Annotated in this window: 17 protein-coding genes; 6 read left to right on the top strand and 11 right to left on the bottom strand. The window is 64.5% G+C overall.

The features are described from left to right. Positions 1-287 precede the first annotated feature (287 nt). The 3 genes from rsgA to ACQ4WZ_RS15340 are packed head-to-tail and all read right to left on the bottom strand — an operon-like array spanning position 288 to position 2,832. Entirely contained in the window at positions 288-1,193 is a 906-nt protein-coding gene (rsgA, locus tag ACQ4WZ_RS15350; RefSeq protein WP_436573833.1) for a ribosome small subunit-dependent GTPase A, read from the bottom strand. Continuing rightward, positions 1,190-1,555 carry a 4a-hydroxytetrahydrobiopterin dehydratase gene (locus ACQ4WZ_RS15345; RefSeq protein ID WP_436573832.1) on the bottom strand — a complete coding sequence of 122 codons (366 nt, stop codon included), beginning with the start codon at positions 1,553-1,555 and terminating at the stop codon, positions 1,190-1,192. Before ACQ4WZ_RS15345 ends, rsgA begins: the two co-directional genes overlap by 4 nt. Beyond that, the gene (locus ACQ4WZ_RS15340; RefSeq protein ID WP_436573831.1) at positions 1,552-2,832 is read right to left on the bottom strand and encodes a M48 family metallopeptidase; all 1,281 of its coding nucleotides are present in this window, start codon (positions 2,830-2,832) and stop codon (positions 1,552-1,554) included. The genes ACQ4WZ_RS15345 and ACQ4WZ_RS15340 overlap by 4 nt, the downstream gene beginning before the upstream one ends. A gap of 56 nt (positions 2,833-2,888) precedes the next feature. Between ACQ4WZ_RS15340 and orn the strand changes: the two genes are divergently transcribed. Next, entirely contained in the window at positions 2,889-3,497 is a 609-nt protein-coding gene (orn, locus tag ACQ4WZ_RS15335; RefSeq protein ID WP_180338396.1) for an oligoribonuclease, read from the top strand. 72 nt (positions 3,498-3,569) lie between these two features. Here orn and ACQ4WZ_RS15330 read toward each other — a convergent pair whose 3' ends face one another. Then, positions 3,570-3,935, bottom strand: a complete 366-nt coding sequence (locus ACQ4WZ_RS15330; RefSeq protein WP_436573830.1) for a hypothetical protein — start codon at positions 3,933-3,935, stop codon at positions 3,570-3,572. Then, positions 3,932-4,876 (bottom strand): transcriptional regulator GcvA, encoded by a 945-nt coding sequence (gene gcvA, locus ACQ4WZ_RS15325; RefSeq protein WP_436573829.1) that lies wholly within the window; start codon positions 4,874-4,876, stop codon positions 3,932-3,934. The genes ACQ4WZ_RS15330 and gcvA overlap by 4 nt, the downstream gene beginning before the upstream one ends. A 232-nt stretch (positions 4,877-5,108) precedes the next feature. Here gcvA and ACQ4WZ_RS15320 point away from each other — a divergent pair, with 232 nt between their 5' ends. From ACQ4WZ_RS15320 to ACQ4WZ_RS15300, 5 genes are all read left to right on the top strand, one after another. After that, complete coding sequence (locus tag ACQ4WZ_RS15320) at positions 5,109-6,008, top strand: DMT family transporter (RefSeq protein ID WP_101480250.1); 900 nt, start codon at positions 5,109-5,111, stop codon at positions 6,006-6,008. Between the two features lie 203 nt (positions 6,009-6,211). Beyond that, positions 6,212-7,306, top strand: a complete 1,095-nt coding sequence (locus ACQ4WZ_RS15315) for a hemin-degrading factor (RefSeq protein ID WP_208327753.1) — start codon at positions 6,212-6,214, stop codon at positions 7,304-7,306. Next, the gene (locus ACQ4WZ_RS15310; protein WP_436573828.1) at positions 7,294-8,220 is read left to right on the top strand and encodes a heme/hemin ABC transporter substrate-binding protein; all 927 of its coding nucleotides are present in this window, start codon (positions 7,294-7,296) and stop codon (positions 8,218-8,220) included. Before ACQ4WZ_RS15315 ends, ACQ4WZ_RS15310 begins: the two co-directional genes overlap by 13 nt. Then, entirely contained in the window at positions 8,217-9,269 is a 1,053-nt protein-coding gene (locus ACQ4WZ_RS15305) for a FecCD family ABC transporter permease (RefSeq protein WP_436573827.1), read from the top strand. The genes ACQ4WZ_RS15310 and ACQ4WZ_RS15305 overlap by 4 nt, the downstream gene beginning before the upstream one ends. 10 nt (positions 9,270-9,279) lie before the next feature. Then, positions 9,280-10,068, top strand: a complete 789-nt coding sequence (locus ACQ4WZ_RS15300) for an ATP-binding cassette domain-containing protein (protein ID WP_436573826.1) — start codon at positions 9,280-9,282, stop codon at positions 10,066-10,068. Position 10,069: 1 nt separating this feature from the next. On the opposite strand, the gene ACQ4WZ_RS15295 is transcribed toward ACQ4WZ_RS15300, so the two are convergent. From ACQ4WZ_RS15295 to ACQ4WZ_RS15270, 6 genes are all read right to left on the bottom strand, one after another. Beyond that, positions 10,070-10,504: a hypothetical protein gene (locus ACQ4WZ_RS15295; RefSeq protein WP_436573825.1), complete on the bottom strand. Its 435-nt coding sequence runs from the start codon at positions 10,502-10,504 to the stop codon at positions 10,070-10,072. Further along, positions 10,501-11,940, bottom strand: coding sequence for an efflux transporter outer membrane subunit (locus ACQ4WZ_RS15290; protein WP_436573824.1), 1,440 nt, complete (start codon positions 11,938-11,940; stop codon positions 10,501-10,503). The genes ACQ4WZ_RS15295 and ACQ4WZ_RS15290 overlap by 4 nt, the downstream gene beginning before the upstream one ends. Then, the gene (locus ACQ4WZ_RS15285; RefSeq protein WP_436573823.1) at positions 11,937-13,007 is read right to left on the bottom strand and encodes an HlyD family secretion protein; all 1,071 of its coding nucleotides are present in this window, start codon (positions 13,005-13,007) and stop codon (positions 11,937-11,939) included. The genes ACQ4WZ_RS15290 and ACQ4WZ_RS15285 overlap by 4 nt, the downstream gene beginning before the upstream one ends. A 28-nt stretch (positions 13,008-13,035) precedes the next feature. Then, positions 13,036-14,571 (bottom strand): MFS transporter, encoded by a 1,536-nt coding sequence (locus tag ACQ4WZ_RS15280; RefSeq protein ID WP_436573822.1) that lies wholly within the window; start codon positions 14,569-14,571, stop codon positions 13,036-13,038. A gap of 117 nt (positions 14,572-14,688) precedes the next feature. Further along, complete coding sequence (locus ACQ4WZ_RS15275) at positions 14,689-15,609, bottom strand: LysR family transcriptional regulator (protein WP_133993016.1); 921 nt, start codon at positions 15,607-15,609, stop codon at positions 14,689-14,691. Between the two features lie 78 nt (positions 15,610-15,687). Further along, the gene (locus ACQ4WZ_RS15270; RefSeq protein WP_077401213.1) at positions 15,688-16,386 is read right to left on the bottom strand and encodes a UPF0149 family protein; all 699 of its coding nucleotides are present in this window, start codon (positions 16,384-16,386) and stop codon (positions 15,688-15,690) included. Positions 16,387-16,533 lie beyond the last annotated feature (147 nt).

Genomic DNA, 16,533 nt, shown 5'->3' with positions numbered 1-16,533 from the left:
TTCACCTTCAATCAGGGTTGAGGATAGGATTTGGACCGGATGATCTCTGCCAGGTTTCCTGCAGGGACTGATGTCAAGGTAGCAAATGCCCATCGCCATCACCAGCAGACGGTGATGAAATGCCGGTTTCGTGCGCTGAACTGCATAAAAACGGTGGCGGATGGTTTTTGGGATTAAACGCGGAAAGCTGGCTGTACAACGGAATTTAATTTTTCCGGTCGAGCTATGGCTGGTATTAAATTTGCATGGTCGCGCCGCCACACCATGGCGGACGCGACCGGCGGCGGTCAGTAGAGGGTCTGGGCCGATTCGTGCAGCAGCTGGCCATACAGGGTATGGCGCATCCTGGAGATTTTGCCTTCAGACAAGGCTTGCAGGATGGCGCACTGCGGCTCGATCAGGTGGCGGCAGTTGTAGAACTTGCAACCGCCCAGGTAGGGCTGGAATTCGCGGAAGGCCCGCTCCAGCATGCCTTCGGACAGGTGGTACAGGCCGAATTCCTGGAAGCCGGGCGAATCGATGATGGAACTGTTGGCACCCAGTTCATCGAGTTTGTACAGGCGCGTAAAGGTCGTCGTGTGCTTGCCCGTGTCGAGCGCGGCCGAGATTTCGCGCACGGCGATGTCCGCATCCGGCACCAGCAGGTTGATCAGCGACGACTTGCCCATGCCCGACTGGCCGATGAGGATAGACGACTGGCCCGCCAGTAGCGGTGCCAGGGTGGCCACGGCGTGCTCGGGTTCGGCGCGCGCCGACACTTCATCGACGGGATAGCCCATCGAAGAATACGGCAGCAGGCGTTCGCGGGCTCTGTCCAGCGAGGCCGTCACGTCCGTTTTATTCAGGATGATGCGCGCCTCGATGCCGGCCGCGTCGGCCGCCACCAGCGAGCGCGAGATCAGGTCGTCGGCGAAGCCCGGTTCCGTCGCGACGACGATGAACAGTTGCGTCAAATTGGCCGCCAGCAATTTCGATTTGTACTGGTCCGAGCGGTACAGCAGGGTCTTGCGCTCCTCGATGCGGTCGATGACGGCCTGGTCGTTGGACGTGCGCGTCAGGTGCACAATGTCGCCCACGGCCACATTGGTTTTCTTGCCGCGCGTTACGCATTGAAGCTTGGCGCCATCCACGTCGGCCAGGTAATGGCGGCCGTGGGCGGCGATGATGATGCCAGTCAACTTGCCTTCGCTCATGGGGCCACCTGGCTGCTCTGGTAGATGAGGTCAGCCTTGGCGGCACAGATGAAGTCGTTTTCGGACAGGCCGCCGGCGCCCTGGTTGACCGAGTGCGTGTCGTAGCGCACGGCGCAGGTTTTATAAGTAATGATGAGCTCCGGATGGTGGTCTTGCGTGTGTGTCATATAGGCCAGGGCGTTCACGAACGCCAGGGTCTGGTAGTAATTCTTGAAGCCGAAGTCGCGGCACAGCTTGCCATTTTGCAAAGTCCACTGGGGCAGCAGGGCATGCAGGGTGGCGATGTCGGTGTCGCCCAGCGCCTGCTGGCGCGGCGCGCAGGACAGTTGGGTCAGGCCTTGCGAAGTCGATGGCGTATTCATGTGGAAGCCCCTTTCAGGTGGCGGATGCGCACGCTGGCCGGCGGGTGTGAGTCATAGAAGGCCGAGTGCAGCGGGTCGGGCGTCAGGGTCGACGCATTGTCTTCATACATTTTCACGAGGGCCGAGACCAGGTCGTCGGCCTGCGTGTGCGTGGCGGCAAAGGCGTCGGCTTCGAATTCGTGCTTGCGCGAGCTGAGCGACGTTAGCGGTCCCAGCAGGAAAGTGAAAACGGGCAAGGCCAACATGAATAGCAGCAGGGCCAGCGCGTCCGTCGGCTGGCCCGTCAGCGCCAGGGCGACGGGATCGATGCCCAGGCCCGCGTAAAACCACGGCTGCGTCTTCAGGAAGCCCAGCAGGGCCAGAAAGCCCAGCGAGACGACGAACATCATGGCGATGCGCTTGACGATGTGCTTGAGCTTGAAATGGCCCAGTTCATGCGCCAGCACGGCTTCGATTTCCTGCGGCGCCAGGCGCGACAGCAGGGTGTCGAAGAAAACAATGCGCTTGTTGGCGCCAAAACCCGAGAAATACGCATTGCCGTGGGCGCTGCGCTTCGAGCCATCCATGACGAACAAGCCTTTGGAGGCGAAACCCACGCGCTGCATCAAGCCTTCGATGCGGCTTTTCAAGGAGTCATCGGCCAGCGGCGTGAATTTGTTAAACAGGGGGGCGATGACGGTGGGAAACAACACCATCATCAGCAACTGGAAGCCGCTCCAGACGAACCATGCATACAGCCACCACAGGTCGCCCGACTTGGCCATCAGGGTCAGCACGACCCAGATCAGGGGCAGGCCGATGACGGCTCCCAGACCCACGCCCTTGAGCATGTCAGTAAAGAACAGCTTGCGTGCCATGGTGTTGAAGCCGAAACGTTGTTCCAGCACAAATTGGCGGTAATAATCGAAAGGCAGGTCGATCAGGCCGGAAATGGCGGCAAAGGCGGCGATCAGGCCAATCTGGTACAACATGGGCGAACCCGCTCCCATCCATTCATTCAGGTATAGCGCCAGCCATTGCAAGCCGCCCAGCAAAGTAAAACCGATCAGCACGGCATAGTTGATCAGCAGGGTCAGCACGCCGAACTTGGTCTTGGCCACCGTGTAGTCGGCCGCCTTCTGGTGGGCCGCCAGCGGGATCTTTTCCACGAATTCGGGTGGGACTGCAGAGCGGTGGGCCAGCACGTGGCGAATCTGCCGCGAAGCGAGCCAGAAGCGCACGGCGAGGGTCAAAACGAGGACGGATACAAACAAAATCGAAAACGCGAGTGAATACATTCTGTGCCTGTGAGAAAATGGCTGATTATTTAGTTTGATTAGGCCAAGAGAGAATTATGTCACAAGCGACCGACTTAACTGCACCCACCTCTGCATCCACCCCAGCACCTGCGGTGCCGGCACGTCCAAATGAGATGAATCTGGTCTGGGTCGACATGGAAATGACGGGCCTGGAACCCGATACCGACCGCATCATCGAGGTGGCGGTGGTGGTGACGGATATGCATTTGAACCTGCTGGCCGAAGGCCCCGTGTTCGTGATTCACCAGTCGGATGAAACCCTGAACAAGATGGATGCCTGGAACAAGGGCACGCACGGCCGCTCCGGCCTGATCGACAAGGTGAAGGCGTCGACCGTGACGGAAGCGCAGGCGGAGGCGGAACTGATCGCGTTCCTGAAGAAATACGTGCCGGCAGGCAAGTCGCCCATGTGCGGCAACACCATCGGCCAGGACCGCCGCTTCATGGTGCGCGGCATGCCGAAGCTGGAAGCGTTCTTCCACTATCGCAATGTTGACGTATCGACGCTGAAAGAGTTGTGCAAGCGCTGGAAGCCGGAAATCGCCACCGGTTTCAAGAAACACCAGAAGCACACGGCCCTGGCAGACATCCTGGAGTCGATCGAAGAACTGAAATATTACCGCGAGCACTTTATTAAACTGTAATGGTGTTGTCGGCTTACGCGCTGCGCGCTAAGCCGACCTACGAGCCATTCAGCGCCGCTGGCGTAGGTCGGGTTAGCGCCCTGTCGCGTAACCCGACACATCCGCCGCCTCAAAGACAAGGCTGTGCCAATCGCCATCCTCATCCTGCCACTCCAGCGCAAACGGTCCCGTTTGCCGTAAAGCCGTGATCCAGCGCACGTCGCCTGGCTGGCGGTAGTATTCCACGCACTGCCCGAACGGCTGTTCCAGCCGACACAGCATCAATCCCTCGCCTGCCACGGCACACCATTGCTCATTGATATCGATCAAGGCCACGGCCGGGTCGCCATAGAATCCCCCCAGGCTGGTTTGCCGGCCATCGGCCGCCGTCACGCTGGCCTCTTCATATTCATGCTGGACAATAAATTGGGCGCTGCGCGCCAGTTCCCTGTTCGTCATGCTGTCTCCACGGTGGGCCAGACGGTTTCCTGGTCGGCGCGCGCCTCGGCGATCAGCCATTCGCAGAATGCGTGCACGAGGGGGCGCGTTTCCGCCTGGGGTGAGCGCAGCAGGTAATAGCAGTGGGGGCCGCGCACCGCGTGTTCGAATACGCGCACCAGGCGGCCCGAGCGCAGATCGTCGCCGATCAGCGGGCTGGCGGCGATGGCCACGCCCTGGCCGCTGGCGGCCGCGTCCAGGCATAAATACGTGTGCGAAAAGCGCGCGCCGCTGTTGCCGCTATTGCCGCTGTAATGCACGCCGCAGCTGTGCAGCCAGCGCGTCCAGTCGATTTCGCCGGGCAGGTGTACTTCCGGCTCGTCGTGCAGCAGCGGATAGCGCAGCAGGTCGGCGGGCTGGCGCAGGCTGGCCGCGTTGGCGCGAAAGCCGGGGCTGCAGACGGCGGAAAACCATTCTTCCATCAATAAATCGACTTTGAGGCCCGGATAGCGGCCCGGCCCCAGGCGGATGGCCACGTCCACGCCATCGCGCGCCAGGTCGACCGGGTGCATCGACGCCAGCACGCGCAGTTCGATCTGCGGATAGCGGTCGCGCAGCCGGCCCAGGCGCGGCATCAGCCAGCGCGAGACAAGCGAGCTGGTGGCAGTCACCGTCACCACCTTGTCATCGCCCTGGCGCCGCGCCTGCTCGGACACATCGGCCAGCTGGTTGAGGATGGGGCCCAGCGAGGCCGCATAGCGCTGGCCGGCGCTGGTGAGCACCACGCCGCGCGGCATGCGCTGGAACAGCACCACGCCCAGCCACGCTTCCAGCTGTTTCACGTGATGGCCGATGGCGCCGGCCGAGACATGCAATTCTTCGCCCGCGCGCTGGAAACCTTCATGGCGGGCGGCCGCCTCGAAGGCATGCAGGGCGGCGAGCGGTGGCAAGGGACGTGACATGCGGGGGGAGCCTCCTCGTTGAGGCTAAGTAATATTGAGCCTATCCGTTAAGAATATTGGTTTGTTTCATTTTGCGCAAGCGAATATGATGCCGGCTATGCGTGAAGTGACCCGCAATATGATTCACGCATGAATTATCTCCCGGCCTTGCTTGGCATTAATATTTACAACGCCTGGGAAAACCGTCGCGATGCGCAGCAGGTTTGCCCAGGTGTACTCAAAGAGGTTAGTCATGTCTGATCGCCGCGCTGTTGCGCTGGTGTTGCTGTCGGCCGCCGGTTTCGGCAGTTCCGCAGTGTTTGCCAAGGCGGCATATGCGTCCGGGGTCAACCCGTCGACCATGCTGGCCTTGCGTTTCGTCATCGCCGCCATGTTGCTGCTGCCGCTGGTGTGGCTGGGCGGCTGGCGCTTGCCGCGCGGCCGCCTGCTGGCCGGCTACATGCTGATGGGCCTGATGTACACGGCCCAGTCGCAAGGCTATTTCAATGCCCTGATGTATGCCAGCAGCGGCCTGTGCGGCATGTTGCTGTACGTGTATCCCGTGCTGGTGACCATCCTCGCGCTGGCGCTGGGCTGGGAAAAGCTGGACCGCCGCATGCTGGTGCTGATGGCGCTGGCGATTGCCGGCATGGCCATCACCCTGGGTGGCAAGCTGCAGGGGCAGCCCATCGGCATCGCCCTGGCATTGATGGCGGCCGGCGTGTACGCCGTGTACATCCTGTTTGGCAACAGCCTGTCGAAAAGCCGCGAGAATATTCACCCATTGGCCGCTTGCGTGGTGATCCTGGGCACGGCTGGCCTGTCGAATACTGCGATTGCCTTGTGGCAAGGCGTGTCCTTGCCGGGCACGGCGACGGGCTGGCTGGCCGTCAGCGCCATCGCCCTGTTCTCGACGGCCATCGCGATTGCCGCCTTCTTTGCCGGCGTGGCGCAAATCGGCGCGGCCAAGGCCTCCATCATTTCCACCTTTGAACCTGTCATCACGATGGCGTTCGGCGTGACTTTGCTGAAGGAATCCGTCAGCGGCACGCAATTGCTGGGCGGCGCCATGGTACTGGCCGCCGTGGTCTTGCTGGCGCAGCGGCCCTCGCCCAAGGTGGCGGCCATGCCGGCCGTGCAGGCGAGCGCCTGAACTTTTTTCCTGAACTGATCGGCTGTATCGATCGGTCTCCTTTGGCGCCGCGACGGGTTTCCTGTCGCGGCGCTTTTTTTGCGCGGAAATTTTGAACATAAATAAGTCTTGATTGCGAATGATTCTCATTTATAATTGATTTCAAGATTCCACCACCACCAGCCAGCCCCTGCCAGCCAGTGTTCGCCTTGAAAGGAGACACCGTGTCGAGCACCTTCCCCATTTGCAATACCGAGCTGGTCACCAGTGAATTTGCCCGCCTGCGCCGTGAGAAAAAAGCCCGCCACCGCGACATCGCCGAGGACCTGGGCATTTCCGAAGGCGAGATGATTGCCGCGCATGCTGGCCTGTCGCTGGCCGATGGCGCCTTGCTGGGTGCTGAGCGCCTGCAGGCCGACTGGCCCGCCATCATTGCCGCCCTGGAACCGTTGGGCGAAGTCATGGCGCTGACGCGCAACGCCTCATGCGTGCATGAAAAGACGGGCGTCTATCGCAAGGCCAGCCACAACAACCACGTGGGCCTGGTGCTCGGTGGCGACATCGACTTGCGCGTGTTTTACCGCCACTGGGCGCATGGCTTTGCCGTACGCGAGATGGGAGAGCAAGAAGTGCAGCGCAGCCTGCAATTTTTTGATGCGGCCGGCCATGCCGTGCACAAGATTTTCCTCAAGCCGCAAAGCGACCTGGCCGCTTACGATGCGCTGGTGGCGCGCTTTGCGGACGCGGACCAGGCGGCAGGCATCGCCGTGACGGCGGCGGCGCCGCCGCCGGCGGAATTGCCCGACGCGCAGATCGACGTGGCCGGTTTTCGCGCCGCCTGGGCCGACTTGCGCGACACGCATGATTTTTTCACCGTGCTGAAAAAATATTCGGTCTCGCGCCTGCAGGGCCTGCGCCTGGCCGAAGCGCGCTTCGTGCAGCAGATCGACAAATCCTGCGTGCTTGACCTGCTCAATAGCGCAGCCCTCGAAAAAGTGTCCATCATGGCTTTCGTCGGCAATGCCGGCATGATCCAGATCCATTCTGGCCCCGTGCACAAGATCGCCGTGATGGGGCCATGGATCAACGTCCTCGACACGCGCTTCAACCTGCATTTGCGCGACGACCAGATCGCCAGCGCCTGGGTGGTGAAAAAACCGACCGTCGATGGTCTGGTGACGTCCGTGGAACTGTTCGATGCCAAGGGCGACACCATCGTCATGTTTTTCGGCGAACGCAAGCCGGGCGTGCATGAGTTGTGCGAATGGCGCCATATCGTCGAAAGAGTGGCGCAGGAGGGCGAACTATGCGCCGCATGATCGCTGCCAGCGTGGCGCGCCGCATCGCGCTGAAAAAAATGGGCGCGGGAGCGCTGGCGCTGGCCGCGCCGATGCAGGCGCTGGCCGCCGTCAGCGACGCGGCCAAGCCGATTATCAAGGCGCGGCGCATCGTCAGCGTCGGCGGCGCACTGACGGAAATCATCTATGCGCTCGAGGCGCAGGGCGAACTGGTGGGCGTCGATACCACCTCGCTGTATCCGGCAGTGGCGCAACAACTGCCGCAGGTGGGTTACGCGCGCACCCTGTCGGCCGAAGGCGTGCTGTCGCTGGCGCCCACGCAGCTGATCGCCACCGAGGAGGCGGGGCCGCAAGCGGTGCTGCGCCAGGTGCGCGACGCGGGCGTGCCGGTGGCGGTGCTGAACGCAAATAACAAATTCGAAGGCTTGCTCGCACGGGTAAAACAGGTGGGCCAGATCACGGGGCGCACTGACCCCGCCGCGCGCCTGGCGCAAGCCTTGCAACAGCAGTGGAACGGCGCCCTGGCCAAGGTGGGCCAGCGCAGCCACGCGCCCGTACGCGTATTGTTCATCCTCGCCCATGCGCCCAACCAGGTGATGGTGGGTGGGCGCGAGACGGGCGCCGACGCCATGCTCGCGTATGCGGGCGCCGTCAACGTGATGGGCGGGCAGGGTGGATTTTCCGGCTACAAGCCGCTCACGCCCGAAGCCGTGATCGCCGCGCGGCCCGACCTCGTCCTCGTCACGGACCAAGGGCTGAAGGCCTCGGGCGGCGTGGATGGCATATTGAAACTGCCAGGGCTGGCGCAGACGCCGGCCGGCCGCAAGCACCGCATCGTCTCGCTGGAAGCCATGCTGCTGCTGGGCTTTGGCCCGCGCATGCCGCAGGCGCTGGCCGACCTGGACGCCGCCTTCGCGCAAGCCATGGCCGCATGAACGTGGCTTCCGTGGTGTCCGTTGCTCCGTGGCGCTGGCCACGCTGGAGCGCAGGCGGGCTGCTGGCCGCCGCACTGGCTTGCGGTTTGCTCGCCGCCGTGCAGGCGGGCGCCGTGCCGGTGACCCTGGCAGACTGGCTGGCGCCGTTTCAATCTGGCGACGCGGCGCAGTCCGGCGGCGCCTATGTGCTGTGGCATATCCGCCTGCCGCGCGCCCTGTTCTCCATCTTGATCGGCGCCGCGCTGGCGCTGGCCGGCGGCTTGACGCAAGGGCTGTTTCGCAATCCGCTGGCCGACCCGGGGCTGCTGGGCGTGAGCAGCGGCGCCGCCTGCGCGGGCGCCGCCACCATCGTCTTCGCGGCCAGCCTGCACGTGGCGCCCGAGTTGCGCGTATGGCTATTACCGGCCGCCGCGTTTGCCGGCGCCATGCTCATTTGCGTGCTGCTCGACAGGGTCGCCCGCTGGGCCACGCCCGGTTCCATCGTCGGCCTGCTGCTGACGGGCGTGGCGCTGAACGCCATCACGGTGGCTGCCATGGGCCTGTGCATCTACCTGGCCAGCGACGATCAATTACGCACCCTGACTTTCTGGACCCTCGGCTCGCTGTCGGCCGGCAGCTGGCGCCAGGTGGCGGCTTTGCTGCTGGTGTTGGCCGGCGCGCTGTGGGCCACGCGTTTCCTGATGCGCTCACTGAACGCGCTGGCGCTGGGCGAGGCGCAGGCGCTGCATGTGGGCATCGACGTGGGCCGGCTGCGCACACAGGTGATTGTGCTGGTGGCCGTGCTGACGGGTTTTGCCGTCGCCTGGTGCGGCGGTATCGGCTTCATCGGCCTGATCGCGCCGCACCTGGTGCGCACCTGGCTGGGGGCCGACCAGCGCCGCGTGCTGCCGCTGGGCATGCTGATGGGCGGCTTGCTGCTGCTGTTGGCCGACACGCTGGCGCGCACGGTCGCCATTCCCGCGGAAGTCCCCGTCGGTATTTTCACGGCCTTGCTGGGCGGGCCATTTTTCCTGATGCTGTTGCGGCGCTTCCGCCACAGCAGCACCTGAAAGGATAAGCATGACGCCCCTGCTGGAACTCTCTTTCGCCACCACGCAACTGGGCCAGCAGTACTTCGGTCCCTTCAATGTGCAGGTACATCCCGGCGAGCGCATCGCCATCCTCGGTCCCAGCGGCGCGGGCAAGTCGACCCTGCTCAAACTGATGGCGCGCGAACTGCGTCCGCAGGCGGGCCAGGTGGCGTTCGCGGGCCGGACGCTGGCGCAGTGGCCGCTGGCCGAACTGGCCCTGCGCCGGGCCGTCCTGCCGCAAGGTTCGAACGTGGCCTTCGGACTGCAGTGCGAGCTGGTGATTGGCCTGGGGCGGGTGGCGCGCCTGGCCGACCCGCAGCTGGAGCGGATCGTGCAGGACGCGGCCACCCTGGCGCATGCCGCGCATCTGCTGGGACGGCGCCTGGACACCCTGTCCGGCGGCGAACAGGCCAGGGTGCAGCTGGCGCGCATCTTCGCGCAAATGTGGGATGTGCAGGATGGCTTGATACTGGTGGACGAACCGCTGGCGGCGCTCGATCCCGGTCTGCAGTTCGATCTGCTCGATAGCCTGCAGCAGTTCTGTGCCGCGCGCGGCCACGCCGTCGTCGCCATCCTGCACGACATCAATCACGCCTTGCTGGGTTTCGAGCGGCTGCTGCTGGTGCGCTCGGGCCAGCTGGTCGCCGATCTCGCCAGCGGTGCCGGCGCCGTGCCGGCCCTTGCCGCGCTGTACGGCATCGCCCTGACGACGGCGGCCAACAGCGATGGCGACGTGTGCGTCATCCCTGCCAGAAGCGCGGTCCGCAGGGCCGCCTGATTCACCAGACGTCCGCCGCGCGCGGCCGCGCCATCTGACCGCTGCCCAGCAGCCACACCATCAGGGCCTCGGCCTGTTCGCGCGTGGCCGCCACTTCCTGCACGATACCAAAGGCTTTCATGGCGCCCGCCGCCATCGCCTGCAGGCGCGCGCGTTGTTCCGCGTCCGCCTCGACCGACACCAGGCCCCGGCAAAGGGCGGCCAGCGCTACCTTGTTGTGCTTGAGCCACAGGCCGCGCCGCTTGCGGTCGATGTGCGCTTCGTCGCTGCGTTCCTCTTCGAACAGCATGACGAACGGTATACCATGGCGCAGCAGGGCGTCCATGTCGTTTTCCCACAGCGGGGCATAGCCGGTGACGGCCGTTTCAGGGCGAAAGCGCACGATGGGAAAGTCGCTGACGTCGTGGATGGAAAAGTGTGCGGGATTCGGTTTCATGGCATGCTTCCTTGCGAGGTGGTTGAAAATGCTTGCCAGCCGCCGCCCAGCGCCTTGTAGACCTGGACCAGCGACAGCGAAGCGGTGGCGCGGCTGTCGACCAGCGCCGCTTCGTTGTTCAATAAAGTGTTTTGCACATGCAGCACGTTGATCAAGTCCGTGCCGCCCTGGCGGTACTGCAGTTCCGCGCTGCCCAGCGCGCGCCGTCCCTGCTTGACGGCTTCATCGAGGCTAGCCTGGCGGCGGGCGTTGGCCTGGTAGCCAGATAGCGCATCTTCCACTTCGTGCCAGGCGGCCAGCACCGTCTGGCGGTAGGCGATGGCCGCTTCCTGCTGCTGCGCCTCGCGCAATTGCAGATTGCCGCGCAGGCGGCCGCCGTCGAACAGGGGCACGCTGAAGCCGGGGCCGAAGGCAAAGCGCTTGGCGTCCCAGCCGATGTCGGACAGCTGCATCGCTTGCAGGCCGATGCTGCCCGAGAGCGTGATGCGCGGATAAAAATCGCCTTGCGCCACGCCGATGGCGGCAGTGGCCGCGTGCAGCTGCGCTTCGGCGCGGCGGATGTCGGGACGGCGCCCGGCCAGGCTGCTCGGCACACCCAGCTGCACCTGCATGGCCACTGTGGGAATGCCCTTGCCCGCCGCCAGTTCCGCCTGCAGGGACTGTGGCGGCAGTGCCAGCAAGAGGGCGAGGGCATTGCCCAGGCGCACTTCGCGCTGTTGCAGCGGCGGCAGGCGCGCTTCGATGGTGGCCACGTGGGCCGCCGCCTCGGCCTCGTCGAGTTGCGACGCCGCGCCTTCCTGCAGGCGGATGCGGGTCAGGTCCAGGGTATGGCGGGCGATATCGAGCAGCTGCTGCGTGATGGCCAGCGTCTGCTGCGCGCCGCGCAACTCGATGTAGTCGCGCGCCGTTTCGGCCAGCACGGCCAGCAGCACGCCGTGTTGCGTTTCCCGGGCCACCTCGACCCTGGCGTCGGCCGCTTCCACTTCGCGCCGCACGCGGCCCCACAGGTCCAGCTCCCAGGCTGCATCGAGATTGCTTTGCCACAGGCTGTAGGCGGATTGGCCGTTGTTGCGCGACGGGTCGCTCAAGCCTTGTGCACTGTTACGCGCGCGGCCATAGCTGCCATTCGCGCCCAGGGATGGGCTTTGCGCGGCACCGGCCCCGCCGCGCGCGGCGCGGCTTTGTTGCAGCCGGCTGCTTGCCGCCAGCACGTCGAGGTTGGCGCCGGCGGCGCGCTGCAGCAAGGACGACAGGGTGGTATCGCCAAAGCTGTCCCACCAGCGCTGCTCGATGGCGCCATCCTGCCTTGCGGTGAAACGGGCATCCTCCGCCTGGCGCCATTGCTGTCCCAGATCGTTGTGCGGGCGCTGGAAGTCGGTGCCGACGCTGCCGCAGCCGGCCAGGCCCAGGGCCGTGATGAGTACCAGTGCTTTCATCGTGCGCTCACCTGTTGCAGATGTTGGCGGCGCATGGCCGTATCGATGCGCACTTCGGCCGACATGCCCACGCGCAAGCGGCTGTCGCCATCCTGGCCCGGATCGAGCGCGATCCTGACGGGGATGCGCTGCACCACCTTGGTGAAATTGCCTGTGGCGTTTTCCGGCGCGATGGCGGCAAACGTCACTCCCGTGGCGGGCGCGATGCTGTGCACCGTGCCGTGCAGGAGCACGCCCGGATAGGCGTCGACGGCGATGCTGGCGGGCTGGCCCTGGCGCACGTGGGTCAGCTGAGTTTCCTGCAGGTTGGCGACGACGAAGCTGCGGTTCAAGGGCACCACGGCCATCAGGCTGGCGCCGGGAGTTACCAGGGCGCCGACGCGCACGGCACGGCGTCCCACGATGCCGTCGATGGGGGCGCGCAGCTGCGTATGCGACAAATCAAGTTCGGCCCGTTGCAGGCTGGCGTGGGCGCGCAGCAGGGCCGCTTCGGCCGCGCCTTGCTGCGCTTGCAAAATTTCCGTCTGCTTGCGGGTGGAAACCAGGGCTGCGCGGTTTTGCGCCAGGCGTGCGCGGCTCACGTCGAAGCGCGATTGCGCCTGCTGCGCGTTCTGCACGCTCCCCGCGCCCTGGCCGGCCAGATGCTGCGAACGGGCCAGTTCCTGCTGCGCCAGTTTGTCTTCCGCCTGGTTGGCGTCGACCAGGGTGGTGGCTTGTTCGATCACCGATTGCTGGCGCTGCAAGGTGGCGCGGGCATAGTCCAGCTGCGCCTCGGCGCCGGCTACTTCGGCGCGGGCCGAGGCGGCGGCGGCCTGGTAGTCGCGGTCGTCGATGCGCGCCAGCAGATCACCCGACTTGACAGTCTGGTTGTCTTCCACCAGCACTTCCCGCACGATGCCGCCCACCTTGGGGGACAGTACGGTGTAGTCGGCGCTGACAAAGGCGTCGTCGGTGCTTTGTTCATCGCCATGGGCGAATAGCAGTTGCCAGGCGCAAAAGGCGAGGGCGCAGGCCAGCAGGGCCAGGCCGAGGATAAAAGCGCGCGAGCGCAGGATGGGGACATTCATGGTGAGGCTCTTTCGTAAAAATGAAAACTCAAGCGGCGCGCGGCGGATAGACGCGCGTCGGCAGGATGGGAATGATCAGGATCATGGCCAGCGCGATGGCGGCCACGGTGAGGTACAGGTCGGACGAGGTCAGGGTGACGACTTGCGCATGCATGCGCTGTGCCAAACCCGGTACGTCCACGGCGGTCGGCAGGTTGCCCAGGCGCTCGCTGAGCACCGTCGAATGGAAATGGTTGCGGCGCGTGATCAGCGCATCGAGCACGCCGGTGGCGACGACGGCCGACATGCCCTTGATGGTGTTGAACCAGGCCGAGGCGAATGGGCCATCCTGCGGCGCCAGGCCCGTGGTGGCCAGCAGCAGCAAGGGAATCACGGCCATGGGTTGCGCAAAGATCTGCACCGCTTGCAGCAGGTAGAAATGCGTGCGTATCCAGTCCGGCGACATGCGCGCTCCGAGCACGCAGGACAGGGCCAGCAGGGCCAGGCCGATGGCCAGTACCCAGCGGCAGTCGACCGCGCGGATATTGCACAGGGCGGCCACCAGCGGCAGGGCGATCAACTGCGGCAGCGCCACCATCAGCATCACGGGCGCCGTTTGCAGCGGGCGATAGGCGTGCACCTGCGCCAGGTAGGACGAGGGAATCAGGATTACGGCCAGCAGCACGAACAGCACGCCGCCCAGGGTCAGCAGGGCGTGGCTGAGGTTGCGCCGCGATAGCAGCTGCAGTTTGAAGAACGGCAGCGGATGCGACCACTCGTTGATGAAAAACAGCACTAGCAGCAGGAGACCGCCCCCCAGCAGCACGCAGATCAGCGGCGAGGCGAACCATGCCAGGCGCTCGCCCTGCAGCATGCCGACCACCAGCATGCTGATGGCGGGCAGGCCAAGCAGCAGGCCGCGCCAGTCGAACTGGCGGAAGCGCTCCAGGCGCAGCGGGTCTTGCGGCAAGCCCCAGGACACCATTAGCAGAGCGACGATGCTGCCCGGGACGACTTGCCAGAAGGCCCATTGCCAGCCCAGGTACTCGGTCCAGAAGGCCGCCAGCGGCGTGCCCAGGCTCGGGCCAAAGGTGGCGCTCAGCGCATAGCCGCCCAGGCCATACAGCTTGATATTCGGCGGCAGGAAGCGCAGCGCCACCGTCATCAGCATGGGCGGCAGGGCGCCGCCGGCCGCGCCCTGCACCACGCGCAGTAACATCAGCACGGACAGGTTCGGTGCGAACGGGCATAGCAGGCCGGCGGCCATGCAGACGAGGATGGCGGTGGCCGTCAGGCGGCGCAGCGAGAAGGTGACGGAGCACCACGGCGCAAACGCCATGGCCGACACCGAGGCGGCCGCATACAGGGCGACGAGCCAGCTGGCGTCGTCGCGCGCGATGCCCATGGCGCCGCGGATATCGGCCAGCGCGACCTTGGTGATGTTTTCATTCAGGCCGGACACCAGCACGGCCAGCAGCACGCCGGCCAGGCCCGTGGCCAGGCGCAGGCCGAAAACGGGGGGCGCGGGCGGTGAAGGGGGAGGCGGCGCCGTCGGGACGGCGCCGGGTAGCAGTACAGCGGACACAGGGAACTCCGTGGATGAGAATCAGTCCACGCAGTATAGGTAGCCGTTAATCTTGTGAAAATTGATAATTAATGAAGTCTGAATTGCGTCTGGTGCAATGATGATGGGGCTCAGACCCTAAGCGTCCGGCGGCGTGCTGCCGCACAGCTCCTTGATCATGCGGCGCAGCCAGCGGTGCGCATGGTCGTGATCGAGGCGCGGGTGCCAGGCCTGAAACACGTCGACATTGTCGACGGGAATGGGCAGCGGGAACTGGCGTAGCTTCAAGCCCAGCCGCTCGACGATGGGCAGCAGGGGCGCGGGCATCAGCGGCAGCAGCAGGCGCGAATCGGCGACGGCGAAGATGGCAGACTGAAAATTGGGCGTGATCAGCGAGACTCGGCGCGCGTAGCCCCGCTCGGCCAGGGCCGTGTCGAACGGGCCGCGCGCCAGGCCGCGCCGCGAGACGCTGATATGTTCGTGCTCGGTAAAGCTGTCGAGGTTGATGGGGCCGTCGAAGATCGGATGGTCGCTGCGGGCGATGCCGACAAAGCTGCTGGAAAACAGATGCTGCAGCTTGATGTCTGGTGCAAAGGCGCGCCGGGCGCTGATGTACAGGTCGATGCGGCCCGCGTGCAGGGCGTCGTTTTCCGTGGCGCCATCGCCTTCTGGCACGAAGCGCAGCGCCGTGTGCGGCGCATGGATGGCCAGCAGGTCGCGCAGTTTGCCGCCATACGCGCCGACAAATACGTCGTTGGCGCACAGGCTGAAGGTACGTTCCAGCGTGCGCAGGTCGATTTCCCGGCCGGAAGTGAAGACGGCGTGCGCCTGCTCCACCACGCTGCGCACCTGCTCGCGCAATTCCAGCGCGCGCGGGGTGGGCGTCAGGCCGCGTCCGGAGCGCACGAAGACGGGGTCGCCGATGGCGTCGCGGATGCGCGACAGAGTGCGGCTCATGGCCGGTGCGCTCAAATTCATGCGCCGCGCTGCGGCCACGGCGCTGCCTTCCTCGAGCAGGATGTCGAGGGCAACGAGCAGGTTCAGGTCGGGGAGTTTCATGCGGCGATTATAGCCCTTGGGCCAACGCCAGCGCTGCGCCGGCAGGACGCCGGCGCAGAGGGAGATGCTACTGCGGGATTACTCGGCTGCCGGCTCGGCGCCGCAGCATTTCTTGAACTTCTTGCCGCTGCCACAAGGGCAGTCGTCGTTACGGCCCACTTTTGGCTCTTCGCGCTTCATGGTTTGCACGGGTGCCTTGCGGCGCGGTACCCAGAAACGGTGGATGGCCGGCAGGTTCGCTTCCAGTTCCTGCGCCAGCTTGTGCGCCTTGACCGGGTCTTCCACCAGTTTCAGTTCTTCTTCCTTGATTTCGTCGGCGCCCAGCAGGTAGATTGGCTGCATCAGCTCGGCTACTTCGGAATCCCAGATTTCGTTCCACGAGCCAGGACGCAGTTCCATGCCGTCCCAGAAGCCCCAGCACCAGGCTTCGGCGTCGATCAGGGTCTGGCCTTCGTAGTCGTGTTCGACGAACAGGGCCTCGAATTCCTTCGGTGCGACTTCAAACGTCACCAGCACTTCGTTCATGAAGCGCATGATCAGGTTGACGATGCGCTCTTCTTCCTTGCTGTTCTTGAATTTTGGTGCATCTTCGGCATCTTCGCCCCAGACGCGCGGCAACCATTCTGCCGGCATGATCGGTTCCGGGCCGATGGCCACCGCCGTCAGATAGCCGTGCAGCATATCCATGGTCATCGCGTCTTCGGAGCAGCGGTCCGACAACAGGAATTGGTCTAATTCGTCAAATTCTTTTTCTGATAATGGCTGTTCGAGTTGCATGGCTTGCTCTTTGTATTGAATGTAAGCCGCCAGTATACGCTGAGCTGCGGCTTACCGCCGAATAACCCCCAATTAAACCTGCTGCACGCCGTGATTTTTCATCTCCGCTGCTCACTGCACCAAAGTACAGTTCCGCTTCTCGACGCC

Source organism: Janthinobacterium darwini (assembly GCF_051380905.1).
Lineage (GTDB): Bacteria > Pseudomonadota > Gammaproteobacteria > Burkholderiales > Burkholderiaceae_D > Janthinobacterium.
The sequence above is the reverse complement of the archived record's forward strand: the minus strand, read 5'-3'. Positions and strand labels throughout refer to the sequence as shown.

Bases quoted from the DNA above. Each gene is read 5' to 3' on its own strand.
- rsgA (WP_436573833.1), bottom strand. From the start codon at position 1,193: ATGAGCGAAGGCAAGTTGACTGGCATCATCATCGCCGCCCACGGCCGC.
- ACQ4WZ_RS15345 (WP_436573832.1), bottom strand. From the start codon at position 1,555: ATGAATACGCCATCGACTTCGCAAGGCCTGACCCAACTGTCCTGCGCG.
- ACQ4WZ_RS15340 (WP_436573831.1), bottom strand. From the start codon at position 2,832: ATGTATTCACTCGCGTTTTCGATTTTGTTTGTATCCGTCCTCGTTTTG.
- orn (WP_180338396.1), top strand. From the start codon at position 2,889: ATGTCACAAGCGACCGACTTAACTGCACCCACCTCTGCATCCACCCCA.
- ACQ4WZ_RS15330 (WP_436573830.1), bottom strand. From the start codon at position 3,935: ATGACGAACAGGGAACTGGCGCGCAGCGCCCAATTTATTGTCCAGCAT.
- gcvA (WP_436573829.1), bottom strand. From the start codon at position 4,876: ATGTCACGTCCCTTGCCACCGCTCGCCGCCCTGCATGCCTTCGAGGCG.
- ACQ4WZ_RS15320 (WP_101480250.1), top strand. From the start codon at position 5,109: ATGTCTGATCGCCGCGCTGTTGCGCTGGTGTTGCTGTCGGCCGCCGGT.
- ACQ4WZ_RS15310 (WP_436573828.1), top strand. From the start codon at position 7,294: ATGCGCCGCATGATCGCTGCCAGCGTGGCGCGCCGCATCGCGCTGAAA.
- ACQ4WZ_RS15305 (WP_436573827.1), top strand. From the start codon at position 8,217: ATGAACGTGGCTTCCGTGGTGTCCGTTGCTCCGTGGCGCTGGCCACGC.
- ACQ4WZ_RS15300 (WP_436573826.1), top strand. From the start codon at position 9,280: ATGACGCCCCTGCTGGAACTCTCTTTCGCCACCACGCAACTGGGCCAG.
- ACQ4WZ_RS15295 (WP_436573825.1), bottom strand. From the start codon at position 10,504: ATGAAACCGAATCCCGCACACTTTTCCATCCACGACGTCAGCGACTTT.
- ACQ4WZ_RS15290 (WP_436573824.1), bottom strand. From the start codon at position 11,940: ATGAAAGCACTGGTACTCATCACGGCCCTGGGCCTGGCCGGCTGCGGC.
- ACQ4WZ_RS15285 (WP_436573823.1), bottom strand. From the start codon at position 13,007: ATGAATGTCCCCATCCTGCGCTCGCGCGCTTTTATCCTCGGCCTGGCC.
- ACQ4WZ_RS15275 (WP_133993016.1), bottom strand. From the start codon at position 15,609: ATGAAACTCCCCGACCTGAACCTGCTCGTTGCCCTCGACATCCTGCTC.
- ACQ4WZ_RS15270 (WP_077401213.1), bottom strand. From the start codon at position 16,386: ATGCAACTCGAACAGCCATTATCAGAAAAAGAATTTGACGAATTAGAC.